The sequence below is a fragment of the Pollutimonas sp. M17 genome (genome assembly GCF_025836975.1).
Lineage (GTDB): Bacteria > Pseudomonadota > Gammaproteobacteria > Burkholderiales > Burkholderiaceae_B.
This window is the reverse complement of sequence record NZ_CP107548.1, coordinates 3,175,272-3,200,709: the sequence shown is the minus strand read 5'-3', so window position 1 is coordinate 3,200,709 and position 25,438 is coordinate 3,175,272. Positions and strand designations below refer to the sequence as shown.

The window sequence follows — 25,438 nt, the reverse complement described above, 5'->3', positions numbered from 1 at the left end:
CTGCTCCTTGCTTCTTTCGATTCAATCGTTGATCGTCAAAACGGATCTATGCAGCCGTCCAGCCGCCGTCTATGGGAAGCACCGAACCGGTGACGTCCCGCCCCGCGTCGCTGCACAGAAAACGGACCAGGGCGGCGACGCTCTCCATGGCGACGAACCGGCCGGTCGGCTGGCGCTGGGCCAGATAATCGTGGGTGGCCTGCTCTTGCGATACGCCCGCTTTGGCGGCCATGCCGGCGATGCGCTCCAGGATGGCCGGCGTGGGGACGGTGCCGGGGCAGACCGCATTGCAGGTGATGCCGCTGGCGGCTGTTTCCAGGGCTATGGCGCGGGTCATGCCGATAAGCCCGGTTTTTGTCGTGACATAGCCCACGCGATTGACCGCCGCCGATGAACCGTAAACGGAAGACATATTGATGATGCGGCCCCAGCCGCGGGCCCGCATTCCGGGTATGGCGAGCCGGCTGGTATGGAAAGCGGCGGACAGGTTCACGGCGATGGATTCGTCCCAATGCGCGGCCGGCAGTTCTTCGGCTGGCGAGAAGTGCCTGACCACGGCATTGTTGACGACGATGTCGACATTGCCGAACTGGCGTCCGGCCGCATGCATCAATGCCTCGATCTGGTCGACCCGTGCAAGGTCGGCCCGGCTGAGCAGTACGTCGCGCCCCGACGTCTTGCGCAGCGTGTCGGCGGCATCGTTCGCGATTTCATCGGGCTCCAGTCCGTGCAGCACGATATGGCATCCCGCCATGGCAAGGTCCTGGGCGATGGCGTAGCCGAGTCCGCGTATGGACCCGGTTATCAGGGCGCATTTGTCTTCTAGCATCATGGAAAGGGGCAGGCCGGATGCCTGTCATTCGGCGGGGTTGCTGGGTGCCACATCGAGCCTGACCACTTTTCCCGCGGTCTCGGGCGAGGGGGACGGATAACGCTGCATGACCTGCGGATCATGGCCCGGAATGATGTGGCGGGGCGAATCGGCCAGGCTGCGCACCCGCTTGTGGCCTTCCATCATGTCGCCTACGTTGTAGACGGCGGGAAAGGGCACTTGCCGCTCGATGTTGCCATACAGATGGGTGGCGTCGGAGGCGACCACCACCCAGCCGCGCCGGGTCCAGACCCGGACGATCTGCAGGCCGGCCGTATGGCCTCCGACCAGATGCAGTGTCAAGCCGGGAGCCAGCTCGGTATCGCCGCGGTGGAACTCCACCTGGCCGCCATAGAGCTTGCGCACGAAACTGACGATGTCCTCCACATTGAAGGGCTGGCGCAAGGCCGGATGGCACATGCATCGGCCTGTGGCATAGGCCGGTTCGGCATCCTGGATGTGAAACCGGGCCTTGGGAAAGCGGTCCAGCGTGCCGGCGTGGTCGTAATGCAAATGGGTGATGATGACGTGGCCGACTTCCTTCGCATCCACGCCGACGAGCGCCAGGCCGTCCTGGACCGGCATCAGCAGTTCGCGTCCGCGTTCCCGCGCCGACGGCTCCTCGAAGCCGGTGTCTATGACATAGACTTCGCTGTCGCGACGCGCCACCCATACGTAATAATCAAGGTCCGACTCGGCATCGTGAAAATCCACCGCGCCGATATAGTTGTCGTGCGCCTTGCGCCCGCCATGGCGGGCGTACCTGATGGCATAGAGTTCAAATGGGGCGGTACCTTGGGCATCCATGGGTTTGTCTCCGAATCCTTTTCAATCGTGGGCCGACATGCCGCTATCCGGTCTTGTTGCTATGGACGGCCGGAAGAGGCCGTCAGGCCTTTTTCCGGACGGTTTTCTCATCCTGCTGGCGAAGCAGGTTGATCGCCACGGCCGAGGCGTTTCGGACATGCCGGCTTCCCGCCTTGCGTGCGGCCTTCTCGTCTTTGGCCTCCAGGGCCTTCAGCAAGTCGCCCAATTCCGCAAGGCTCTTGCTGGCGCGCCCCGGCGCCGCCATGGACATCGAGCGCAGCAACATGATTTGCGAGTTCAGCAGGCGCAGTGTGTTCGACAGCGCTTCGTTGCCCGCGCCATCGAGCAGGCAGCGGTAAAAATGATTCTTGGCCTTCAGCTGGCTCAAGGGATCGTCCTTGGTGTGCGATGCGCGAAGATCCGTGTAGGCCTGCTTCAAGGCTTTCAGGTGTTCAGGCGTCGCGCGCTCGGCAAACAGCTGGCTGGCCAGGCCTTCGAGTTCTTCGCGAACCCTGTAGATGCCGTCCGCCTGCCCGGGGGTGATGGTCTCGACGACAGGTCCTCGATGTGGAATGACCTTGATCAGCCGCTCGGTTTCAAGCTGGCGCAGCGCTTCGCGCACCAGGGTGCGGCTGACCCCGGTCATCTCGCACAGCTCGCGCTCCGGCAGGCGCTCTCCAGGTTGGAAGCGGCCTGCCAGGATAGCGTTACGTATGCTTTCGGTCACACTATGGCGCAGTACCGCTGCAACACGATGCACCTTGAAATCATCGTCGGCTTCTTCTGGCTTCATGGGGGTTTCTCTGTCTTATTAGCGAATGTTAAAAAGGTGGGCACGCTCCGGGCATGTATCTTCCCTTCCCGGAACGTGAGTGAACACCAGTTTAGTCCAGCCGCCGCTTTTCAAGCCGTTCTATTGATTTTTCAGCACGCTGCGCACCTTCTCTATATATGCCTTGCCATCGAAGCCCACCGCGTTGGCGCGCTTGTACCAGGCATCATAAGAGGGGCCGATGTATTTGGGCTGCATCAGCTTGTCGCGTTCCGAGTCCGGAGCAACCCAGAAGGTCACGCCTTCGGACTCCATCTTCTTCTTGGCGTTGCCGACGAACTCGCTATGGCGCGAGAAGGCTTCTTCCTGTATTTCGTTCATGACGCCCGCGACCTGCTTCTGGATATCGGGCGGCAGCTTGTTCCAGCTGGCCGGGTTAGCCAGTATTGCCCAGCCGTTCACGGGGCCCAGGCTCCAGTTCTGAACGTTTTTGGCAAGGCGCCAGTATTCAAGGGCGTTGCCCACGCAGGTCGACGTGAACAGGCCGTCGATCACGCCGCGTTCCAGCGCCGGATAGATTTCGGGAACCGGCAGCGGAACCGGCTTTCCGCCCAGGGCGTTCACCACTTCGGCCGTCTGCGGATTGTGCACGCGCAAGCGCTTGCCCTTGAAGTCCGCCAGCGTCTTGATGGGTTCTTTCGAGAAGAGCTGCTGTGTGCACCATACGCCGTTTGCCAGCACGATGGCATCCCATTTTTCCTTCCAGATCTTCTTGGTGTCCTCGAACCAGAAGGCATCGCCCACTTTCTTGTATTCCTGGACGTTATTGATCAGGCCGGGCAGATTGAATATGCCCATGCGCGGTTCGTCGGCGGCCAGGTAAGTATGCAGGGCGGCGCTCATGTCGACGCGTCCTTCGCGGATGGCCGTCGCAATCTGGGCCGCCGGTACCAGCGAATCGCTGACGGTTACCTTGACCTTTCCGTTGGTGGCTTTCCGAACGCGTTCGGGTACGGATTGGGTCAGTATGGAATAGCCGTCGCCGGGCGAGACAATGACCGACATCGTCAGGTCATATTCTTGCGCGACGGCGGGAGAGGCGGCGAAAAGGCCGCCAATGCATAGCGCGGCATGTGCAAACGTGCGTGCAAAGCTTTGCTTGCAAGCATTTGACAGTGACTGCGGTACAGCGGTGTGCTGGTATAGGCGCTTCATTGTCTTCTCCGTATTGAATGCTTTTTGGCTGGAATGGAATGTCGCCGTGCCGATTGTCCACGCCGCAGGCGGGGTCGATGGGGATTGATGCGAGGCAGATATTATATTATCGTCATTCCATAATTCGATAATACAATATACCTCTAAAAACAGCAATGGCCGGCAGCATCGCCGATAAGGAGACGCCATGACAGCAACGAACCCCGGCGGTAATGCGTCGCAGGCCGAATCGGCCGCCGCATCGCTGTATCCCTTGTCCAGAGGCGACGATTTCAGTGCGGTACGCGCCGCGGAAGGCATTGTGCGGGCAAGCGGCATACTGGCCGGCCTGGCCTTGCTGGCCATGGCCCTGATCATGTGTTACGAGATCGGATCTCGTTCGCTGTTCAATTCGCCGACCTCCTGGGCCACCGAGATCTCGACCTATCTGCTGGTGGCCGTTGTCTTCCTGGGCCTGGGCATTGCCCAAAGCAGCAACAGCCACGTCCAGGTCGAGCTATGGGTCGACCGGCTTTCCATGGAGAGCCGACGCAAGGTCGAACTCATCTGCCAATGGGTGGGCCTGTTCTGCGTCCTGATGTCGGCATGGCAGATGGCCTCCTTCAATGCCAGGGAGTTCTTCAACGGCACGCGGGATTGGGGCCTGCTTTCCACGCCGCAGTGGATTCCCGAACTGTCCGTGTCGGTGGGCCTGCTGGTCTATGCGCTGGCCATTCTTATCGATATCTACCGGTTGAAGCCCCCGCGAGCTGCGCTGCGCCGATGGGCGCTGCCCATGCTGGCCCTGCTGCTGTTGGCGGCGCTGCTCGGCCTGGGCCGGCATAGCGTGCCGGCATTCGGCAATCGCCACGACTGGGGCACCATGGCGATCGCCCTGTTCATGGTGCTGGGCATGCTGGCATGGAGCGGCTGGCGGACCATGCTTCATACAGTGGTCCTGCTGGGGGCGCTGTCCTTGCTGTACGGGCTGATGCGCGGCGAGTCCCTGGCCATGGTCGGGGTATTGCTGGTGATCTCCATGATCTTCCTGCTGCTGTTCGGCGTCCGGATAGCGCTCGCCCTGGGGCTCGTCGGGACGCTCGGGGTCTACTTCCTGCTGTCCAGGCCGCAGCTGTCCTTGCTGGCGGAGCGGGCCTGGAGCAGCACCAACACCTTCACGCTGTCGGCCGTGCCCATGTTCATCTTCATGGGCGGGCTGCTGCTGCGCAGCGGCATCGTCGCCGGAATGTTCGATTCCCTGGTTCGCTGGTTCGGGCGCACGCCGGGGGGCTTGGCGCATGCCAGCGCGGGAGCGTCGGCGGTGTTCGCGGCCGTGTCGGGCTCGAGCATCGCCACCGCGGCCACCCTGGGTAAAGTGGCGTGCCCAGAAATGATAGAGCGCGGCTACAGCCCGCGCCTGACCTACGGCGTTACAGGGGCCGGCGCCACCCTGGGCATACTGATACCGCCCAGCATTCCCATGATCATCTATGGCACGACCGTCGGGGCATCGGTGACCCATCTGTTCATGGGAGGTGTGCTGCCCGGCCTGATGCTGATGTCCATGTTCATGCTGACCGCTCTGGTCTGGGCTCTGGGCTGGCGCGGGTCGGCGCCCGTCGCGCGCGCCTATACCCTGAAGGAAAAGCTGGTCAGCTCCACGGGGATGGTGCCGTTCGCCGCCATCATCTTCGTCGTCCTGGGGTCGATGTACGCCGGCATCGCCACGCCGACCGAGGCCGCCGCCATCGGCGCGCTCGCGGCCTATGTCCTGTGCCTGGTGCGCAAGAAGATCGACGTGGGCGGGCTGTTCGCCGTCGCCCTGGATACCGCCAAGGTCAGCGCGATGCTGTTGCTGATTGTCGTGGGGGCATCGATATTCAGCTGGGTGTTCGATTACATCCGGCTGCCGCGCGAGATTGTCGCCCTGATCACCCATGCCGGCCTGGAGCCGTGGCTGGTGGTGGTGCTGATGACCATGGTCTATCTGGTGCTGGGCATGTTCATCGAATCGATCGCGATGATGCTGATGACGCTGCCCGTCACCTTTCCAATCGCCATGGCGCTGGGCATGGATCCGATCTGGTTCGGCATCTTCCTTGTCCTGATGATAGAGATAGGTCTGATCACGCCGCCCCTGGGCATGGTGCTTTTCGTTCTGAGCAGCATGAGCGGAAAAGTGACCTTCGTACAGATCTCCCTGGGCGTGCTTCCATTCGTTGCGGTGATGCTGGTGTTCCTGGCCATACTTTATGGGTTCCCCGACATCGTATTGTGGCTTCCGCAGCAGGCAAAATAAGACTCATGCCGGGTTGGGTGCCTGGGCAAGCCTGGCCAGGCGTCCCATGTCGGCGGCGTCTTCCATGTTCCAGACGGCATCGATCAGCCGGCCGGCATCGCAGCTGGAACGCCCGTAGCGGCACAGGTCGCGCAGCTTGGCTTCCAGTTCGTCATCGGTCAAGGGTCGCTGAAGCGAGCCGCGCGCCGCTTGCACATGTTCCTGGTCGAAAGTCTGGTCCCGGAAACGCAGCACCACTTTGGCGCTGTCTATCGAATACGCCTCATCGTCGTGGAATCGCAGCAGCGACCCCAGTGCGCGAAGTTTCGGATCGCTGACCGCGTCGTCGGAGAAGGCCTCCAGGCCGGCGCGGCCGCGCAGCAATGCGACAGGGACGGCGTGCTGGGCGCTTACCTGCGACTCGCGCCCCGTCTTGATGCCGGGACGGTCGGTGCGCTGGCGCAGCAGCGGGTTGCCGGTGAGTTCGATGGACTCGATGGCATCGAAGCGGCGGGGGTCGAGCCGGCCGGACAGCGCCAGGCAGGCATCCAGGACGGGGTTGAGCACGACGCCGCAGGGGTAGGGCTTATAGGCGACCCTGCTGATCTCCCAATCATGGCCCAGCCCGCGGGTCACGGCGTCGAAATCCGGCGCGTCGCCGAACACCTGAAGAAAACCGTTCACGCCTTCCAGCGGCCGGGCGGGCCCATCGAAGCCGTCCTGGGCCAGGAGCGCGGCGAGCATGCCGTTGCGGGCCGCATTGCCCACGCTGACACTCTTGGACATGGTTCCCAGAGACTCCACCAGGCCTCCCGCCTGGCATGCCGCCGAGCCCAGCGCCCAGCAGAGCTGGGCGGGCGCCAGCTTGAGCACCTTGCCGATGGCCATGGCGGAACCGAACACGCCGCAGGTCGAGGTAATGTGCCATCCCCTGTCGTAGTGGAATGGGGATATGGCCAGGCCGATCCGGCATTGCGCCTCCACGCCCAGCAGGAAGGCCAGCATGAAGTCCCTGCCGGAAAGCAGCCGGGCCTGGCTGAAGGCGAACAGGGCGGGAGCGACCGGCGATGTGGGATGGATGATCGTTGGAATATGCGTGTCGTCGTAGTCGTACACATTGGCGCTCATGGCATTCAGCGCGGCGGCGTTGAGCATGTCCATGCGCTCGGGCCGGCCCACCAGGGTGGCGGTGGAGTCCGATGAAAAGCGCGCATATGTCCGTACCGCAATATCCAGGGTGGGGTCATTGCATCCGGCCAGCGCCACCGCAAAGTAATTCATCACGGACCGCTTGATTTCATGGCGAATGCCGCCTGGAACGTTTTCCCACGTGGTGTCGCCGATGAAGGCCGCCAGCGGCGCGGTGACCGGATTCGCTTGGGCTGTTTTCCTTGAGTTTTCCATAAGTCGGTGGCATTCCTGTCGGTGGGACGGTTGACATATGATACCCGTAAATACAGGCTAAATTGTATGACGATATGATTGACAGATTGTAGTTCTGTCATCATACTTTGCCTCATATTTCCCCCTTCTAATCAGGAGTCAGAACGACCATGCGCAAAGAATTCAATACAGAGCTGTTTGCCAAGGGCTTGAAAAACCGCCAAGAGGTGCTCGGCGCCGAGCATGTGCAAAAGTCCCTGGACGCCGCGGACGATTTCACGGCCGATATGCAAAAGCTGGTCACCGAATGGTGTTGGGGGGAGCTCTGGAGCCGTCCGGGCCTGGACCGCCGCACGCGCAGCATCATCAACCTGTCGATGCTGTCCGCGCTGAATCGCCCGCACGAGATCCGCCTGCATGTGCGCGGTGCGCTGAACAATGGTCTTAGCCAGGACGACATCAAGGAGATCTTCCTGCAGGTGGCCATCTACTGCGGCGTGCCGGCCGCCCTGGACGGCATGAAGGTCGCCGCGGAAGTCATCGCGGAAGAAAAAGCCAAGGGCAACAAGGCGGGAGCCAAATAATGGCGAGGGCCACACCCAGAATCGGCTTTGTGGGAATAGGCGCCATGGGAGCACCCATGGCGGGGTGCCTGCTGAAGGACGGCTACCAGCTTGCTGTCTACGACAGTAATCCGGATCGCATGGCCGCCTTTGCCAAAGATCACGGCATCGAACCGGCGGCAACGCTGGCCGACCTGGGCAAAGAGTCGGACGTGGTCATAACCATCCTGCCCAATAGCGCCATCGTCGAGGAAGTCCTGTTCGGTCCGCAGGGGCTGGCTTCCAGCCTGCGGGCCGGCGCGGTCGTCATCGAGATGACCTCGGGCATTCCCAGCCAGACCGTGGCGTTCAGCGAACGGCTTGCCCGTCAGGGCGTCGTACTGTTCGATGCGCCAGTTTCGGGCGGCGTGCCAAGAGCCCGAACAGGCGAGCTCACCATCATGGCGGGCGGCGAGCAAGCCGATATCGATGCCGCCATGCCCATTCTGAACGCCCTGGGCAGTGTCATCCCCACGGGGAAAGTAGGCTCGGGCCATGCCATGAAGGCGCTCAACAACCTGGTCTCGTCCGCCGGATTCCTGATCGGCATAGAAGCCCTGATCATCGGGTCGCGCTTCGGCATCGATCCGGAAACCATGGTCGACGTGCTCAATGTTTCAACCGGCATGAACAACAGCACGCAGAAAAAATTCAAGCAATACGTGCTTTCGCGCAAGTTCGATTCGGGGTTTGCCATGAGCCTCATGGTCAAGGACCTGACCATCGCATTGGGCATCGCCCACGAGAACAACGTGAACGCGCCTTTCGCGGACCTGTGCCGCAACTTGTGGGCGGGCGCCAATGCCGTCCTGGGGCCTCAGGCCGACCATACCGCCGTCGCCCTGCTCAGCGAGCAGCTGGCCGGCATCCAGATAAGCAAACCTCCAAAGCAATGACACTGCCTCTGCCGATGGCAGAGGCGGCAAGTAGTCCAGGAGGCGCAGTACCACCACCAAAGGAGAAGACAATGAAGAAGCATGCAAGCATGGTTTTACTTGCCGTCGCGGGGCTGATGCCCCTGGGCGCGCACGCGGAAGTCAGCAAGCTGAACATCCCGCTGGGAGCGGGCGGCTTCGGGTTTCTACCCCTTCATGTGATGAAGGAGCACAAGCTCATCGAAAAACATGCCGAGAAGGCAGGTCAGAAAGTCACCATAAACTGGTCCAACATTGGTGGCCCTTCAGTCATGATCGACGCCTTGCTGTCGGGCTCGGCCGACTTTATTTCGGCGGGCCCGCCGTCCTTCCTGCTCTTGTGGGATCGCACCAAGGGAACGGCCGACGTCAAGGGGGTGGCGGCCATCAGCTCCATGCCCATGTATCTGAACACCCGCGCGGCGCACCTGAAATCCATAGACGACCTGAAAGAAGGCGACAAGATCGCTGTAACGTCGGTCAAGTCATCGATTCCGTCCATCGTCATGCAGATGTATGCGGTTCAAAAATATGGCAAGGACCAGGCGTTCCGGTTCGATCCCTATACCGTCAGCATGAAGCATGGCGATGCCGCGGCCGCGCTGATATCGGGCGGCGGCAGCATTGTCGCGCATTATGCATCGTCGCCGCTGGCAGAGCGTGAACAGCAGACGGAAGGCATACGCACCATTCAGAATACGGACGACGTCATGGGTGGCTCGACCACCTTCACCATGGTATCGACCACCACCAAGTTTCATGACGAGAATCCCAAAGTCTATGCCGCTTTCGTGGCGGCGCTGCAAGAAGCGCAGGACATGATCAAGGCCGACAAAGAGGGCGCCGCCAAGGTGCTCATCGCCTCGATGGGCGGCAGTGGCGCCGTCGACCAAATGGTCAAGATACTGAATGATCCGTCGATCAAGTACACGGCCAAGCCGGAAAACGTCATGAAGTACGCCAAGTTCATGAATGACATCAAGTCGATCAAGCATCGTCCCGAGAAACTGGAAGAGCTCTTTTTTCCCGGTCCCGCCGTTTCCGCAGGAAACTGATCGCTGGAGCAAGCCGCATCCGGCCGCCGCCGGTTGCGGCTTGCCTTGAAAGAATGTCTGGAGACCGTATTTCATGGTTCAAACCGCAACACCATTGCTGTCGGTTCAGGGTGTCACGCTGCGATATCGCACGAAGGACCACCTGATCACCGCCACCTACCGCGTCAGCTTCGATGTCTTCCGCTCCGACCGCTTCGTCATTGTCGGTCCATCGGGCTGCGGCAAGTCCACCTTGCTGAAGGCGGTGGGCGGTTACCTTCCCGCTGTCGAGGGCCATATCAGGCTGAACAACCAGGAAATCGCCAAGCCCGGGCCGGACCGGGTGATGGTATTCCAGGAGTTCGATCAGTTGCTGCCGTGGAAGACGGTAAAGGAAAACGTCGTATTTGCCCTGACGGCCAGCGGCCGCCTGGAGCGTAAGGCGGCGGAAGAAAGGGCCATGCACTACATCGACAAGGTCAACCTTTCAGGCTTTGCCGACAGCTTGCCGCATACGCTTTCGGGCGGAATGAAGCAGCGTGTGGCCATTGCCCGCGGCATGGCCATGGAGCCGGACATCCTGCTCATGGATGAGCCTTTCGCGGCGCTCGACGCGCTGACGCGCGCCAAAATGCAGGAAGAGCTTCTGCAGCTGTGGGAAGACACCCGTTTTACCGTACTGTTCGTTACTCACTCCATACCCGAGGCGGTACGGATAGGCAGCCGCATTCTGCTGCTTAGTCCGCATCCGGGCCAGGTGCGTGCGGAGCTGAATAGCGACGGCATCGACGCGACGGGCCCCGATGGGAAGCTGCTGACTCAGCGCATCGAAGAGCTGCTTTTCGAAGAGAGCGCAACGCAAGGGAGAATGGCTCATGTCTGAAGCACTTTCCAGGTCGACGGTCTACCGCGAAGAAATCGTCAACACCGTCGAAGACAAGGGTTTCGGCATCGTCGAGAAGCCCCTGGGCTTATGGGAGCGCCTGCTGGACAACGGCGCCGTCCGCAAGGGCATCATGCTGGTCCTTCTGGCCATCGTCTGGGAGGCCTATGCCCGCTGGTCGGGAAATCCTTTGCTTTTCCCCACCTTCGTGGCGACCGCCAAGGCGTTCTTTTCGGGCATCGCGTCGGGTACGCTGCTGTCGGCGACGTGGACGTCGATTTCCCTGCTGCTGCAAGGCTATGCGGCCGGCCTGCTTATCGCCGCGCTGTTCACCGCCTTTGCGAGCGCGACGCGAGTGGGCGCGGATTTGCTTGAAACGCTGACGTCCATGTTCAATCCCTTGCCGTCCATCGCTTTGCTGCCGTTGTCCATGATCTGGTTCGGGCTGGGCAATGCCAGCATCATCTTCGTGCTTATCCACGCCGTGCTATGGGCGGTCGCCCTGAATACGCACTCCGGATTCCGGTCCGTCAGCCTGACCTGGCGCATGGTGGGCCGCAACTATGGCTTGTCGCGATTGCAGTACGTGCTGAAGATCCTGATTCCGGGGGCCTTTCCCAGCATACTTACCGGCATGAAAATAGGCTGGGCCTTCGCGTGGCGCACCTTGATCGCCGCCGAGCTCGTGTTCGGGTCCAGTTCAGGCTCCGGCGGCCTGGGCTGGTACATCTTCCAGAACAAGAACATGCTGGACATACCCAATGTATTCGCCGGGCTGCTTACCGTAATCCTGTTCGGCCTGCTGGTTGAGAACCTGATCTTCAGGGTGGTCGAGCGGCGCACCATCGGGCGCTGGGGCATGCAGACCTGAGCCATATGATGACGACTCTTGCCCAAACCCTGGCCGAGTTCGCCGTGAACACGCCTGCGAGCGGCATTTCCACGCTGGCCCTCGAGCGCGCCAAGATGAGCCTGGCCAGCACCATAGCCAGCGCCGCCATGGGCCAGGCCATAGACTCGACCCGCATCCTGCGCTCTCTGGAGCTGGAAGAGGGTGGCGCCGGGCAGGTCTCTGTATGGTTCCAGGATGCCCGCCTGCCCTTGACGCGGGCGGCAAGGGTAAATGCCGTCGCCAGCGACGCGGCGGCGTCCGACGACAGCGACCTTCGCAGCATCGCCCATATCGGCACCATCGTTTCCACCACGGCGGTCGCCGTGGGCGAACATACGGGCAGGCCGGGCCGCGACCTTCTGGCCGCCATGGTGCTGGGCTACGAAGTGGCCGGGCGCATCGATGAATCGCTTACACCCGGCCGCATGCAGCGCGGTTTTCATGGATCGGTGTCGACGGTTTTCGGCGCGGCGGTCACCGCCGGCCGTCTGCTGGGCCTGGATTCCGGCCGGATGGCCCACGCCATTGCGCTTGCCGCCACATCCATCGGGGGCATGGCCGTGGCCGCCGACACCAGTTGCGCGCGTGAGTACCATGCCGGAAACGCCGCCATGGCAGGCATGCAGGCCGCGCTGGCCGCGGAGCGTGGTTTCCAGGCCGATATCGGCATTCTTGAAACGCCACGGGGATTCCTCAGCGCGATGAACGGCCAGGCCATCGAGTACATCACGCAAGGCCTGGGCGAAGACTGGGACATCGTCACCGATATGGCGATCAAGCTCATGCCCGGCGCCCATCCCTTCCATGCCACCGCCGAAGCGGCGGCGGATGCGGCGCGCGCCGGCAAGGTCGATCCGGAGGACATCGAGCGCGTCACCATCTCCGCGGCGGTGCAATGGACGAACTTCAAGGGCGAGCCGCATCCGCGCAATCTGGTCGATGCCGCACACAGCCTGGTGTATTTCGTGGCGGCCTCGATCGTCGATGGGGAGTTCGGCTGGAATGCCATGACGCTGGCCAAGATGGCCGATCCACTCATCGCCCGCGTCCAGGACAAGATCGTATTCGACCCTTCGCCGCCGCCTCTGCCCGACCGGTTTCCGCATCGCCATGGCGGCAGCGTCACCATTCGATTGAAAGACGGCAGGGAGTTCTCCAGCACCTGTGTGGCGCCGCGCGGTTCAGGGCCGCGCGGGGTAAGCTGGGATGACATCGACGCCAAGTACCGGCGCCTGGTACCGCTGGCGGGATTGGAAGCAATGCATGTGGAAGACAGTCTGGCATTGCTGCATGGATTCGACAAGGCGGCTGATGCGAGCCAGTTGACCAGCATATTGGTCCTTGCGCTGTAAACTCTTGCATGCACATCATGCCTTGGGGACTAGCAATGAACCGCAGAACACTGTTGGGTACGGCCGCCTTCGGCGCATTATCGTTTTCGCTTTCCTCCTGCGGGGGCACACGGCCCTTGCGCAAGGCGGACATCGAGCAGGGCCTGCGTGAATTCGGCAGCTTGTCGCCCACTGCCGCCGCCAGCATATCCATACAGTCCGAACGCGGCGGGCGACAGCGTTATGAGCACAATGCGGGTGTGCCGCTATTCGTCGGCAGCGCCGTGAAGACCTTCATTCTTGCGCAATACTTGAAAGAGGTCGAGGCAGGCAGGCTGGCCGAAGACACTCAGGTCGAGATCGGTCCGCGGGCATGGTCGCCCGGCAGCCCGGTATTCATCGGCCTGCAAGGCAGTACCACCGCAAAAAGCGTACTGGAGGCCATGATCGCGCACAGCGACAATACAGCAACCGACGCGGCCATGAACGTCGTGGGTGCCGATAACGTTCGCAAGCTTATCAAGAGAGCGGGGCTGAATGAAACCCGTATCCCCGATTCCACCCGCAAGCTGTTTTCCTACCTGGCCGGCGCGCCCAGCGGCACCGACATCGGCTGGAGCGGCATACAGGACATGCAGAAGGGAAAGAACGTCGGCCCATCCCGCGCGCCCATCAACCCGGATCAAACCATGCTGAGCACGGCAGGCGAGATGACGCGCTGGTATGAGCAGGTCCTGGCGGGCAATATTTTCGAGAAGCCCGAAACCCTGGCGGAATTCAAGCGAATCTCGGCCATGGCCGACGCCATGCCCATGATGGTGCCCGCGGACACCATGGCCTACGGCAAGGGCGGCAGCATAGATTGGGAAGACTTCCATTGCTTTTGCGTCGCGGGCCAGATGGTGCAGCCCGCCCAGCGCAGCAGCTTCTGCTTCATCGTCAACTGGAAGGGGCCTGACGACAGTGTCGCGGGCATGTTCAAGGAATTCAAGGAAAGGGGGCGGCTGCTGCTGCACGAGGTGGCCGCTTAGGCTCTTGCCGTGGCGCCAGCATGGATTGGCGCCGGACAGACCATGGAAAACATACTCAGAAAACTCGACCTGACCACGCTGCGGCTATTTGCCGCCGTCTGCCAGGAAAGCAGCATCGCGCGGGCAGCGCAGCGCGAGTTCATTGCGCCTTCCGCGGTCAGCCGGCGCATTGCCGACATGGAATCGCTGATAGGGCTGCCCCTGATCGAGCGCCATACGCGCGGCGTGACCATCACCGCGGCGGGCGAGACTGTTTTGCGCCATGCACAGCGCATCATCGGCGACGTCGAAGCCATGGGCGCCGAGCTGTCGCGCCTGTTTGCCGGCGTGAAAGGCTCCGTTCGCGTCGTGGCCAACCTGTCGGCCATCGTCCAGTTCCTGCCAGAGGACATCGCCGCCTTCCAGCGCGTGTTTCCCGAAGTGGACATCGATCTTGAAGAGCAGCACAGCCCCGACGTGCAGCGCCTGGTGCGCGAGCGGGCCGCCGACTTCGGCATCTGCAACCACATGGCGGGTCTGGATGGGCTGGAGCAACTGCCGTATCGCAGGGATCGCCTGGCGGTGATGATGCCCGCCGGGCATCCCAAGGCGGGTTGCCGGAACCCCAGCCTGAAGGACATTGCCCGGGAAACCTTTGTCAGCCTGCGCGAGAACAGTGCACTGACACAGTTGCTGGCGGCCGAGGCCGGCGCGCTTGGCGTGTCATTGTCGATAAAGATACGCGTTGCCAGCCTGGACGCCCTGTGCCGCATGGTGCATGCCGGCCTGGGCATCGCCATCATGCCGCAGCAGGTGGCGGAGCTGCATCAGCAATCGTTGAACGTGGTGGTTCACCCGCTGTCGGACGCCTGGGCGGAGCGCAGGATCAGCATCGTCTTTCCCGACAGGCTTCAGCTCTCGGCCACGGCCGAAACCTTGCTGAAGTTTCTTACGCAACGAAGTTGAGCGTTCAGGCTCTTGCCGATTTGCGATGCCCGGCATGCCCAGATGGCACTTCGGGTGCCAGCATGCTTTCCCTATACTGACGGCGCACCCCAGAGTCCATAAGGGATGCGGGCCCTTGCGGCCTCACTACTATCAGGGAGACGACATGTACATGCATAAATTACTGGCCGGCTGCATGCTTGCCTTGGGCGCTGCCGGCATTGCCGCAACGGCCGCCGCGGCCGATTACCCCGACCGCTCGATCCGCTTGATCGTGCCCACATCGCCCGGTTCGACCGCCGATGTCGTTGCCCGGGTGGTCGCCGACAGCATGAGCAAGACGCTGGGCCAGACCCTGGTCGTGGAGAACCTGTCCGGCGCCGCCGGCGTGCCTGGAACACGGCAACTGGTCGCCGCCAAGCCGGATGGCTATACGCTGGCGATCGTGTCGTCCAACCACGCCATCAATCCCAGCCTGCATAAAAGCCTGCCTTATGACTCCGTCAAGGACATCACGCCCATCTCCATCATCGGCACGACGCCGCTGGTCATGGTCGTGGCGGAAAACTCCCCCTATCGCACGGTTCAGGATCTGCTGAAGGCCGCTCGCGAGCAGCCCGGAACCATCAACTATGGCTCGGCGGGAACTGGCAGCGTGCTGCACCTGGCCGGCGAAATGCTCAAGGCCAAAGCCAAGGCCGACATGGTGCACATCCCCTATCGGGGCGGCAGCGCACTGGCGACTGACGTGATGTCCGGCCAGATACATACCGCCTTTCTGGCCGTGCCGTCTGTCCTGGGGCAGATCAAGGCGGGCAAGCTCAGGGCGCTGGCCGTCAGCACGCCCAAGCGTCTGGACGCGCTTCCCGATGTGCCTTCCCTTAGCGAGGCGGGCGTCAAGGACTATGCCTACGATGCATGGATAGCCCTTATCGGCCCGGCCGGCCTGCCCGGCGATGTCGTTCGGGAACTTCAGGCCGCCACGGCAAAAGCGATGAAAGACGAAACCGTGCTGAAAGCGCTTGCGCCGCAGGGCTTCGTGTCCAACGGCAGCAGCGCGGATGAAGCCAGGTCCACCATCGTGGACGAGATCGCCCGAAGCGCCGAACTGGTGAAGGCGGCCGGCATTCAGCCTCAGCAGTAACGCCCATGCCCGCGTCCATGCTTCTTCCCACCCGACGACCCCGCCTGTTGTTCCTGTCGACAAGCGCCGAGCTGATCGACGCGCAGTTGCGGGGCCAGACGCTGACACTGACCCAGGCGGCGCCGTTGCGGGACGATATATCGACCGACGAAATCACCCCGGTGCCCATCATGACCCACTTCGATGAGGCGCTGGGCCGCTATCCCTATACCGGATTCCAGGTCGAGGGCTTGCGGCCCATCGCGGTGGATGCGATAAAGACGGCGGGGTTCAATGTCCTGGTGGCGGGCAAGCGTTACGGCAAAGGCTCGTCCCGGGAGCATAGCCCCATGGCCGAGAAATCGGCCGGCATACAACTGGTGATCGCCGAGAGTTTCGAGCGCATCTACCGGCAGAACGCGGACAACATCGGACTGTACACCAGCACCGACATGGGCCTGATCGAGGGCCTGCTGCGCGGGGAATCCATTTCCGTGGATGAGATCATCGAAGGGCGCGATGAGCTGGCCGCCTCCATTGTCCGTGCCGGCGGTTTGCTGGCTTTTGGCGAAGCGCACTTGAAGGCCGCCGCGTCCGATCCGCATGATGGGGGCGCAGCGCCTGACGGCCCGCCCCGGACACTGTTTGAAAAAATCGTGCGGCGCCATAGCCTGCATACCCCGGTGACGCCCGACGAACCGCAGGCGGGCGACGGCATCTTCGTCCATGCCGACTGGCGCTTCATCCATGAGTACTACACGGGCATGGCGGCGCACATGCTGCATGCTCGCTTCGGAAGGCCTCTGTCACTGGTGAATCCGGAGCAGATCGTGGTCTTCGAGGACCACACTTCCTACGTCGACGAAAGCCCCAACCACATCCGAGCCGGCACGGTCGCCGATGTTCGGGCCATGTGCCAGGCGCAGCGCGACTTCGTCCGCGATTACCGGCTCCGGCTGCACCGCACATTGACCGAGGCCGAGGCCGCCAAGGGTCCGGCACCGGACGCGGCGGGGATCTCGCACGCCATGATGGCGGAGCACTACGTGCTGCCGGGCCAGGTCGCCGTCGGCACCGACTCGCATACCCCGCACAGTGGCGCGCTGGGCTGCCTGGCATTCGGCGTCGGCACGACGGACATGGCCAATGCCTTCGTCACCGGGGCGGTCAGGCTGACCATGCCGGCATCGTTGCGCGTCGAGTTGTCCGGCGCCTTGCCGGCGGGCGTGACGGCCAAGGACGTCGTGCTGCACATCCTGGCGCTGCCTGAAATCCGTGCCGGCGCCGGCATCGGCAAAGTCTTCGAATTCTGCGGTGAAGTCATTGAGCGATTCTCCATCGACGAGCGGGCCACGCTGACCAATATGACCGCCGAATTGGGCGGCCTGACCGGCATCGTCGCCCCCGACCAGGAAACAGTGCGCTTTCTTCGTGAACGGCGCGGCGTGGATTTCAAGCTGGAGCCCTGGATGCACAGCGACCCTGATGCATGCTATGCCGACCGCCTGCATATCGATTGCAGCGGGCTGGCGCCCATGGTGGCCGCGCCGGGCGATCCGGGCAACGGGCTGCCCTTGTCCAGTGTCGAGGACAGGCCACGTATCGATATCGCCTATGGCGGATCCTGCACGGCCGGCAAGCGCGAGGACTTCGATCACTATCACGAAGTGCTGTCCTGGGCGGTGGAGCGAGGCTTGCGTGTGCCCGCCGGCGTAACCCTGTACTTGCAGTACGGCACCACGGCCGTGCGCGACTATTGCCTGGAGAAGGGCTACGACCGGACATTCGCGGCCGTGGGGGCCCGCATCCTGCAGCCGTCCTGCGGCGCCTGCGCCAACTGCGGTCCGGGATCATCGACCGAAGACGGGCAGGTGACCGTGAGTGCGATCAACCGGAATTTCCCGGGCCGTTCGGGACCGGGGCAGGTATGGCTGGCCAGCCCGCCGACGGTGGCGGCCAGCGCGCTGGCGGGTAAGCTGCTGTCGTTTGAAGAGATCAAGAAGCGCTGCACCGCCTAGGGCGGGCCTGTACAGGCTGCCGAGGAACCCCGAGCCAGGCCGCGCAGGCTTGCTGCTTATTCCTTTGGCGAGTTGAAAGCCGCGACGCCATCGCGGAAAGTCTGGCTTCCGTAGACTTTCTCGACCAGGTCGTCGTCCTTCTGCGATTGCTCCATCACCAGACGGCGCAGGCTTTCCTTGACCGCCTCTTGCGTGACGAACGACAAGCCCATGAGCCTGCCCGCCAAAGCGTGGGCCGCGCCCTCCAGCTCCTGCTGCGGACACACCTGATAGGCATATCCGCAAGACAAGGCCTCGTCGGCCGACACGTAGTCGGCCAGCAGCAGCATCTTTTTCACTCGGGGAAGCCCGAAGCCGGCGACCAGGCGCGCCAGATTCCGTGACGACAGCGTATTGGACAAGGTCTTGGCGATGGGGACGCCGAACTTCGACGTGTCGCTGCAGATGCGGAAATCGCACACTGTGGCCATCGCCAGGCCGCCGCCGACCGCCCATCCGTCGACGACGGCGATGGTGGGCACCGCGATGCGTTCGACGGCATCGACGACGCGCTCGACGAACGCTTCGTACTCCAGGCCTTGCTTGCCGCTGGTGAAGTCCTTGAAGTAGGCAATGTCCGTTCCAGCGATAAAGGACTTCCCGCCCATGCCCCGGAACATGATGCAGGCGGCGCCCAGGTCCAGGGTGCATCGCTCGATCAGCGAGAGCACCTCTTCGTACATGGGCAGTGTCATGGCGTTGTGGCGCTCGGGACGGTCGACGATGATTTCGGCGACACCCGTGGGGTGCATGATAAGGTCGACGAGCTTCTTCATGGCTCAGCCTTGCCGCCGCCGTTCAGGGCATTGATTTCCGCAAGGATTTCATCGTTGTGCTCGCCCAGCAGGGGCGGATGGCGCCGTACTTGCTGCGGCGTGCCCAGCATCTTGACTGGGAAGCCTATGTTCTTGACCTTGCCCTCGATGGGATGGTCGATGTCCATGGCCATGCGCCGGTAGCTGCCATGTTCGCCCTCGAAGGCTTCGGGATAGCTCAGGATGGGGCCGGCGGGGATGCCGGCCTCCAGCATGATGTCTATCCATTCGGCGCTGTCGCGCTTGGCGAACTCGTTTTCCAGCTCTTCAATGAGCCCCTCGCGGTTCTTCAGGCGCAGCGGGATGGTTCCATATTCCGGATGATCGATCAGGTCGGGGCGCTGGAGCAATTCGCAGAGCTTGGTCCACAGCTTCTGATTGGTCGCCCCCATGACCAGGTAGCCGTCGCGGGCTTTCACGGCCTGATACGGCGCGCTCATCTTGTTGCTGGTGCCCAGCGGCGTGGGCGGCACGCCCGTTCCCCAGTACTCCGACATGTCCCAGATGGAAAACGCCATGGCCGAATCAAAGAGCGATGCGTCGATGTGCTGGCCGACCCCCGTCTTTTGCGCGCCGATATAGGCGGACAACAGGCCGTACACCGCGAACAGCGCGCAGCCGATGTCGGCCACCGGCACTCCGGCTTTCACCGGTTTTTCGCCCTTGTAGCCCGTTACGCTCATGATGCCGGACATGGCCTGCGCCATCAGGTCGAAGCCGGGACGGTGCGCCCAGGGGCCGCTTTGCCCGAAGCCGGAAATACTCACATAGATGATTTTCGGATTGACCGCCTTGATGCTTTCGTAGTCGATGCCAAGGCGCTTCACCGCGCCCGGCCGATAGTTCTCGACAATCACGTCCGCTGTCTTCGCCAGCTCGTGGAAGGTCTTTTTTCCTTCCTCGCTCTTGAGGTCCAGCGTCAACGAGCGCTTGTTGCGGTTCATGTTCAGGAAGCCCATGCTGTCGGGACCCTTCATCTTGAACCCCATGGCGCCGCGCGTCTGGTCGCCGGTGGGCGGTTCGACCTTGATGACGTCGGCGCCCATGTCGGCCAGCAGCATGCAGGCAAAAGGTCCCGCCATGACCTGGCTGACATCAAGAACCCGTATGCCGTTCAAAGGCAGGTTACTTGCAGTAATCATCTTAGCTATCCGCGCGAATGTTGGCGGCACGTACGACCTTGCCCCATTTCTCATATTCTACGGCCATGAACGATGCGAAATCGTCGACCGAGCCGCCGCCGTCCTCGACGCCGTAGCTGTCGAAGCGCTGGACGACATCGGGCATGAGCAACACCTTGTTGATGTCCGCGTTGATCGCAGTCGCCAGATCCTTGGGCATGTCGGCGGGTCCCACGACGCCGTACCAGCTGGATGCATCGAAACCCTTGAAGCCATGCTCGTCCATCGTGGGCACGTCGGGAAAGCCCTTGGCGCGCTTGAGCCGGGTCTGGGCGATGGCATACAGCTTTCCGCCTTTGACCTGTGCGGTCGACGCGGTCATGGTGTCGAAGCTGAAGTCGATCTGGCCGCCGATCAGGTCGGTTTGCATGGGGCCCGATCCCCGGTAGGGCACGTGTATGCTTTGCACCTTGGCCGCCATGTTGAACATCTCGGCGGCAAGGTGCTGAACCGAACCTGTGCCCGATGAGCCGAAGGAAATGTCACCCGGGTTCTTCTTGCATAGCTGGACCACGTCCTCAACCGACTTGCCCTTGTATCGGTCGTTGGCCACCAGCAGATGAGGCGTTGCGCCGATCAGTGCCACAGGCGCAAAATCCTTCAGCGGATCGTAGCTGACCGTTTTGAATATATGGGGGGCGATGGCATGCGTATTCACGTGCGCCATCAGCAGATTCAAGTCTTTGGAGTGGCGGAGCTTCGAGAACTGTTCCGCCGCCAGCATGCCGGTGGCGCCCGGCTTGTTCTCCACGACCACCGGACGATCCCAAAGCTCGCTCAGTTTGTTGCCCACGATGCGCGCGAACACATCGGTGCCGCCGCCCGGCGCCCAGCCAACGGTAATCTTGATCGTGCCTTGGGGCAGGGTTGTGGCCTTGAGCATGGGCGAGGCCAGCAAGGCTGTCGCGCCCAGTAGAAATGAACGGCGTTTCATGGTGTCTCCGGTAGTAGGAATTGTGTCGTCCATTGTTCCCCCCTGGCGGGCCGGCGGCAATAATGCCTGCGGCATGCCTGGTTTCGCAAATTGCGAAACCGCCGCGTGTATGCGCATCGCGGGCTTTAAGCAGGGGCGGAGTAAGGGGCGGCTAGCGGCTGTGCAGCAGTATGTTCAGCACATTGCGCAGAGCCAGGGGCTGCGCATTGGTATCGACGGACGACAGCATGTAGTGCCGCTCGTGCCAATCTCCCTGAATCTCGGAGGTTGCCAACGAGGGATCGAGACGGAAGTCTTCCAGGACGCCGGGCGGCATCAGTCCCACACCCAGCCCTTCACGGACCAGGGCCAGCATGGTGTCGAAGCCGCTGACGACGAAGCTGGACTGGAACTGCCGGCCACGGCTGCGATAGGCTCTTTGCACGGCGGCCAGGATGGCCGAGCCTTTTCCCAGCGTGACCAGAGGGATGTCCAGCACTTCTTCCAGGGGCACGGGTTCGGCATGGAAATGGAAATGCGCACGGCTATAGACCAGCACCAGCCTGTCCTGCCGATAGTCCAAGGCTTCCAGCGGCATGAAGCCGCTGGTCTTTTCGTAAATGCCGATATCGATGATCTTGTCGCGCAGCAGCTGCTGCACCACTTTGCTGTTCTCTTCGACGACCTGGATGGCGATGCCGGGATGCCGTCTTTTGACGCGCGCAATATCCGGGGCCAGGAACTGGATGATGGCGGTCTTTGGGGCGCCGATGATGATGCGTCCGTCCTGTCCCCGGCTGATCGCGTCGGCGTCATCCTTCAGGCGAAGGATCAAGCTGTCGATCTGGCGCATGTGCTGCAGCAGCTTGCTGCCGGATTCGGTAATCCTGATCCCGTGCGGCACCCGCTGGAATATTCGCGTTCCGCATTGGGCTTCCAGATCCGATATGCGGCGGGATGCCGCCGCGACCGCCAGGTTCAGCTTGTCGGCTGCGCGCGATATGCTTCCTTCCTCCGCAACCGCCAGCACCAGTTGCACAGTCGTGGAGTCGATCTTCACATGCCCGCCCGCGGGCGTCAGCCCTGCGAAGCCTCCACTTTGGCGGCCGCCTGCTCGGCGACGCGGGCCAGCCTGCGCGATTCTTTGAGGATGGCGTTGGCGTAATTGCGCGCGTTGCCGGAATATTTGGCCAGGGCGCCGGTCAGGCTTCCACCGGCCAGTTCCAGGTATTCCTCCAGCACATCGGCCCCTACGCGTATGTTCACGGCCGGGTCGAAAAGCGACTCCGACGGGTGCAGCTTGTCGCGGTGCCAGCGGCGAACCACCTGCATCAAGCCTTGCGCCCCATAGCGGCTTTGCACCCGGGGGCTCAAGGAGCTCTCCTTCTGCATGATGGCGATCAACAGCTCGGGCTCCAGGCCTTCGCGCTTGTCCGCTTCCGCCCACGCCAGATTCACGTACTTGCGCACCGTCGCGGGGGATTGTCCCCACTTCTTGGACAGATACTTGGCCTGCGCCTGCTTGCCGGCCTCTTCGGCGAGCGACTGCAACTGCTCATCGCCGAGCAGGTCGGGCGTGATGTTGGGAAGGCCAGCGGGGTCGGACCATTGCTGCAGGGCGATCTGCATCGATATCGTCGCCATGGGGTCCCATCCGCCCGCCGGTTCCTTGGCGGAGGCGCCGGCAGGCGCAAGCAGGCAGCCGGCCAGGCAAAAGGCGCCGGCGGCCAGGCGGGTATTGGAAATGAGCGGTATATTGCGAAGCGTGAGAAGGGCGGTTGTAAGCTTGTCGAGTGTCATCGGTCCATGGCATCCGTGGCCATGGAAGGGCCGAGCACAAGGTGGATGCGGTCTACTATTGATTGGTCGCGCCCTGGGCGCGGTTCTTTTCCTTGATAATCATAGCATTGCATGCTCGGGCGAAGGAAACGAAGAGGTAAGGCAAAGCAACGCGCACGGCGGCGTGGTTACGTTTTGAATAAAAACAGCGTGGCGAGACGGCAGGTCGCGTGGCACGCAGCGGCCTGCCGTCTTGCTTTGCCGATATTTCCCGTCAGTTCACACTTGCTCCGGCCACTTCGACCGTCTCCTTCCACTGCTGGTATTCGGCCTTTTGCATTTTGGCAAGTTCCTCTGGGCCTTCGCTCATGACCGACATGCCCAGGCCCTGGAAGAGCTCTATGGTCTTGGGATCGGCCAAAGCCAGCTTCACCGTCTTGTGCAGCTTGTCGATGATGGGCTTGGGCGTGCCCGCCGGCGCATAAAGGGCCACCCACATCTCGCTTCGGAAGCCCGGGATCTTCTCGCTGATCGCGGGAACGTCGGGCAGGACGGCGGTGCGCTGTGCGCTGGATACGCCCAAGGCGCGCAGCTTGCCCGCCTTGATGTTTTCCAGCACCGAGGAAAGGCTGCCAAAGATAATGGGCACCCGGCCGCTCAGCACGTCGGCCATGGCGGGAGCCACACCGCGGTAGGGTATGTGCTCCATGCGGGTACCTATCGTATGGGTAAGCATCTCGGGAATCAGATGGTTCAATGTGCCGGCTCCCGCCGACGCATACTGATACTGCCCGGGGTTTTTCTTGATCAGCGCCAGGAATTCATCCAGGCTCTTCGCGGCAAAATCCGGATGGACGGCCAGCACATAGGGAACCACGCCCAGCGCCGCGATAGGCTCGTAATCGTTGATCGGATCGAAATTGGCGTTCTTGAAGACCCAGGGAACGATCAACTGGTTGCTGTTGGCCGTGACGAACAGGCTGTACCCGTCGTTTTTTTCACGCAGCATGGCCTGGTTGCCGATCACGCCGCCCGCGCCGGGCTTGTTGCTGATGACGATGGGTTGCCCAAGCAGCGTCGACAGTTTTTCCGACACGATGCGCGCAACGATGTCGGTCCCGCCTCCGGCGGCCGTCGGGGTCGTTACCGTGATGGGCCGGGATGGGTAGTCGGACGCCACATCGGCGGCCGCGGGACTCGCCATGCAGAAGCCGGCGCTTGCGAGCGCGATGGCCATGGCCTTGCTCAGGATCTTTCGGGTTTTGGTCACTGCAGTCTCCTTTAGGGTTTTAACTTGCTTTCTATCGTTGCGGCCAGTTCGAGCAGCCTGAAGTCGTGATGCCAGTCGGCGATCAGCTGTACGCCGATCGGCAGCGCGCCGGCACCGGCCGTCACCGGCAGATGCAGGCAGGGCCAGCCCAGCACCGACCACATTTTGTTGAATGCCGGCGTGCCGGTATGGGCATGGCCGGCCGGAGCCGTGCCGGAAGCGCTGGGCGCCAGGATCAGGTCCGCGCCATCCGACAGCGCTTGCCAGGCACTTCTAAGCTCGCGCTGGACCTCGCGCATTTCCCGATACAGGCTGTCCGGAACGGCAAATCCTTCCGCCACGTTGTTCAACAGAGAGGGGCTCAGCACATGCCGATCGTGGCGGACCACGGGCGCAAGGTTGCGGGCGAACTCATATCGCATGATCGCGGCGTGCGCCTGGGCCAGAAGATCCAATTCCTTGTCCATGGAAACTTCTTCGCAATGGGCTCCCTCGCGTTCAAGCACTTGCCGGACACGGCTTATAGAAGCGATTGCCTCGGCATCGGGCAGTTGTTCGGCGCCGTGCTTCGTGATGGCGACCTTAAGGCCGCGCAGATCGCCGCCCTTGGTGCTGCGACCCCGGGGGAGCAGCACTTGGGCGGCTAGGCGGGCATAATCCACCGATGAGGCATGCCAGCCGATCACATCCAGGGACTCGCTGGTCAGTTTCAAGCCATCGCGGCTGACCAGCCCGAAGGACGGCTTGAACCCCACGACACCGCAGTACGCCGCGGGGCGAATGATGGAACCGCCGGTTTGCGTGCTGAGCGCCAGCGGCACCATGCCGGCCGCCACCGCAGCCGCTGAGCCGCTGGAAGAGCCGCCCGGCGTATGGTCAAGGTTCCATGGATTGCGCGTGGGGCCCGGCTGGCGGAAGGCATATTCCGCCGTCACGGTTTTGCCTATGGGAATGCCGCCTGCGGAACGCAACTGCTCGACGCAGGCCGCGTCATATTGCGCAGCCGGCTTGCCGTCCCCCGCGGCGCCGCACTGCGTGGGCAGCCCGCGCAGGTCGATCACATCCTTCACGCCAAAGGGCAGCGCTTGCAGTGCTTGCCTTGCGGCGCCCGCCACCTCGGCTTCAAGATCCTGCCGGGCCCGCAGCGCCACCCAGGCCCGCACTTGCGGCTCCCTTTGTTCGATCGCATCCAGGCTGGTGCGCAGGGCGAAATCCGCCGCGTTTCGTGCAAGCGCTTCCCTGTCGGGAAAGCGTCCGGCCAACGATTCAAGATCCTGATCAGCATTCATATCGATTCTTTCTTGTCCCTTTGCCGCACTTCAACAAATTGGTGTTTCGTGAAAGCGCAAATGGTAAAGTGCCCATTGATGCCCGTCCAATACCA

23 protein-coding genes are annotated in these 25,438 nt (G+C 62.4%); 11 read left to right on the top strand and 12 right to left on the bottom strand.

Annotated features, from left to right (window positions below):
- Positions 1-46: 46 nt before the first annotated feature.
- The 4 genes from OEG81_RS15080 to dctP form a co-directional block, all read right to left on the bottom strand.
- Positions 47-832, bottom strand: coding sequence for a 3-hydroxybutyrate dehydrogenase (locus OEG81_RS15080; protein WP_264130096.1), 786 nt, complete (start codon positions 830-832; stop codon positions 47-49).
- A gap of 24 nt (positions 833-856) precedes the next feature.
- The gene (locus tag OEG81_RS15075) at positions 857-1,678 is read right to left on the bottom strand and encodes an N-acyl homoserine lactonase family protein (RefSeq protein WP_264130095.1); all 822 of its coding nucleotides are present in this window, start codon (positions 1,676-1,678) and stop codon (positions 857-859) included.
- 82 nt (positions 1,679-1,760) lie between these two features.
- The gene (locus OEG81_RS15070) at positions 1,761-2,471 is read right to left on the bottom strand and encodes a GntR family transcriptional regulator (RefSeq protein WP_264130094.1); all 711 of its coding nucleotides are present in this window, start codon (positions 2,469-2,471) and stop codon (positions 1,761-1,763) included.
- 120 nt (positions 2,472-2,591) lie between these two features.
- Complete coding sequence (gene dctP, locus OEG81_RS15065; RefSeq protein ID WP_264130093.1) at positions 2,592-3,515, bottom strand: TRAP transporter substrate-binding protein DctP; 924 nt, start codon at positions 3,513-3,515, stop codon at positions 2,592-2,594.
- Between the two features lie 337 nt (positions 3,516-3,852).
- Between dctP and OEG81_RS15060 the strand changes: the two genes are divergently transcribed.
- Positions 3,853-5,943, top strand: a complete 2,091-nt coding sequence (locus tag OEG81_RS15060) for a TRAP transporter large permease subunit (protein ID WP_264130092.1) — start codon at positions 3,853-3,855, stop codon at positions 5,941-5,943.
- Between the two features lie 3 nt (positions 5,944-5,946).
- On the opposite strand, the gene OEG81_RS15055 is transcribed toward OEG81_RS15060, so the two are convergent.
- Entirely contained in the window at positions 5,947-7,326 is a 1,380-nt protein-coding gene (locus OEG81_RS15055) for an MmgE/PrpD family protein (RefSeq protein WP_264130091.1), read from the bottom strand.
- Between the two features lie 149 nt (positions 7,327-7,475).
- On the opposite strand from OEG81_RS15055, the gene OEG81_RS15050 reads away from it, so the two are divergent.
- From OEG81_RS15050 to OEG81_RS15005, 10 genes are all read left to right on the top strand, one after another.
- Entirely contained in the window at positions 7,476-7,889 is a 414-nt protein-coding gene (locus OEG81_RS15050) for a carboxymuconolactone decarboxylase family protein (RefSeq protein WP_264130090.1), read from the top strand.
- Complete coding sequence (locus tag OEG81_RS15045) at positions 7,889-8,803, top strand: NAD(P)-dependent oxidoreductase (RefSeq protein WP_264130089.1); 915 nt, start codon at positions 7,889-7,891, stop codon at positions 8,801-8,803. Before OEG81_RS15050 ends, OEG81_RS15045 begins: the two co-directional genes overlap by 1 nt.
- A gap of 71 nt (positions 8,804-8,874) precedes the next feature.
- Positions 8,875-9,876 carry an ABC transporter substrate-binding protein gene (locus OEG81_RS15040; RefSeq protein WP_264130088.1) on the top strand — a complete coding sequence of 334 codons (1,002 nt, stop codon included), beginning with the start codon at positions 8,875-8,877 and terminating at the stop codon, positions 9,874-9,876.
- Positions 9,877-9,949: 73 nt separating this feature from the next.
- The gene (locus OEG81_RS15035) at positions 9,950-10,738 is read left to right on the top strand and encodes an ABC transporter ATP-binding protein (RefSeq protein ID WP_264130087.1); all 789 of its coding nucleotides are present in this window, start codon (positions 9,950-9,952) and stop codon (positions 10,736-10,738) included.
- The gene (locus OEG81_RS15030; RefSeq protein WP_264130086.1) at positions 10,731-11,609 is read left to right on the top strand and encodes an ABC transporter permease; all 879 of its coding nucleotides are present in this window, start codon (positions 10,731-10,733) and stop codon (positions 11,607-11,609) included. The genes OEG81_RS15035 and OEG81_RS15030 overlap by 8 nt, the downstream gene beginning before the upstream one ends.
- 5 nt (positions 11,610-11,614) lie before the next feature.
- Complete coding sequence (locus OEG81_RS15025) at positions 11,615-12,982, top strand: MmgE/PrpD family protein (protein WP_264130085.1); 1,368 nt, start codon at positions 11,615-11,617, stop codon at positions 12,980-12,982.
- Positions 12,983-13,017: 35 nt separating this feature from the next.
- The gene (locus tag OEG81_RS15020; protein ID WP_264130084.1) at positions 13,018-13,992 is read left to right on the top strand and encodes a serine hydrolase; all 975 of its coding nucleotides are present in this window, start codon (positions 13,018-13,020) and stop codon (positions 13,990-13,992) included.
- Positions 13,993-14,034: 42 nt separating this feature from the next.
- Positions 14,035-14,937, top strand: coding sequence for a LysR family transcriptional regulator (locus OEG81_RS15015; RefSeq protein WP_264130083.1), 903 nt, complete (start codon positions 14,035-14,037; stop codon positions 14,935-14,937).
- A gap of 151 nt (positions 14,938-15,088) precedes the next feature.
- The gene (locus OEG81_RS15010; protein ID WP_264130082.1) at positions 15,089-16,060 is read left to right on the top strand and encodes a Bug family tripartite tricarboxylate transporter substrate binding protein; all 972 of its coding nucleotides are present in this window, start codon (positions 15,089-15,091) and stop codon (positions 16,058-16,060) included.
- A gap of 5 nt (positions 16,061-16,065) precedes the next feature.
- Entirely contained in the window at positions 16,066-18,057 is a 1,992-nt protein-coding gene (locus tag OEG81_RS15005) for an aconitase family protein (protein WP_264130081.1), read from the top strand.
- 56 nt (positions 18,058-18,113) lie between these two features.
- On the opposite strand, the gene OEG81_RS15000 is transcribed toward OEG81_RS15005, so the two are convergent.
- From OEG81_RS15000 to OEG81_RS14970, 7 genes are all read right to left on the bottom strand, one after another.
- Positions 18,114-18,872, bottom strand: coding sequence for an enoyl-CoA hydratase (locus tag OEG81_RS15000; protein ID WP_264130080.1), 759 nt, complete (start codon positions 18,870-18,872; stop codon positions 18,114-18,116).
- The gene (locus OEG81_RS14995; protein ID WP_264130079.1) at positions 18,869-20,053 is read right to left on the bottom strand and encodes a CaiB/BaiF CoA transferase family protein; all 1,185 of its coding nucleotides are present in this window, start codon (positions 20,051-20,053) and stop codon (positions 18,869-18,871) included. Before OEG81_RS14995 ends, OEG81_RS15000 begins: the two co-directional genes overlap by 4 nt.
- Before the next feature lies 1 nt (position 20,054).
- Positions 20,055-21,026, bottom strand: coding sequence for a Bug family tripartite tricarboxylate transporter substrate binding protein (locus tag OEG81_RS14990; RefSeq protein ID WP_264130078.1), 972 nt, complete (start codon positions 21,024-21,026; stop codon positions 20,055-20,057).
- Positions 21,027-21,177: 151 nt separating this feature from the next.
- Positions 21,178-22,065 (bottom strand): LysR family transcriptional regulator, encoded by an 888-nt coding sequence (locus OEG81_RS14985; RefSeq protein WP_264130077.1) that lies wholly within the window; start codon positions 22,063-22,065, stop codon positions 21,178-21,180.
- 17 nt (positions 22,066-22,082) lie between these two features.
- Complete coding sequence (locus OEG81_RS14980) at positions 22,083-22,805, bottom strand: lytic transglycosylase domain-containing protein (RefSeq protein ID WP_264130076.1); 723 nt, start codon at positions 22,803-22,805, stop codon at positions 22,083-22,085.
- A gap of 253 nt (positions 22,806-23,058) precedes the next feature.
- Entirely contained in the window at positions 23,059-24,054 is a 996-nt protein-coding gene (locus OEG81_RS14975; protein WP_264130075.1) for a Bug family tripartite tricarboxylate transporter substrate binding protein, read from the bottom strand.
- An 11-nt stretch (positions 24,055-24,065) separates the two neighbouring features.
- Positions 24,066-25,343, bottom strand: a complete 1,278-nt coding sequence (locus OEG81_RS14970) for an amidase (RefSeq protein WP_264130074.1) — start codon at positions 25,341-25,343, stop codon at positions 24,066-24,068.
- Positions 25,344-25,438 lie beyond the last annotated feature (95 nt).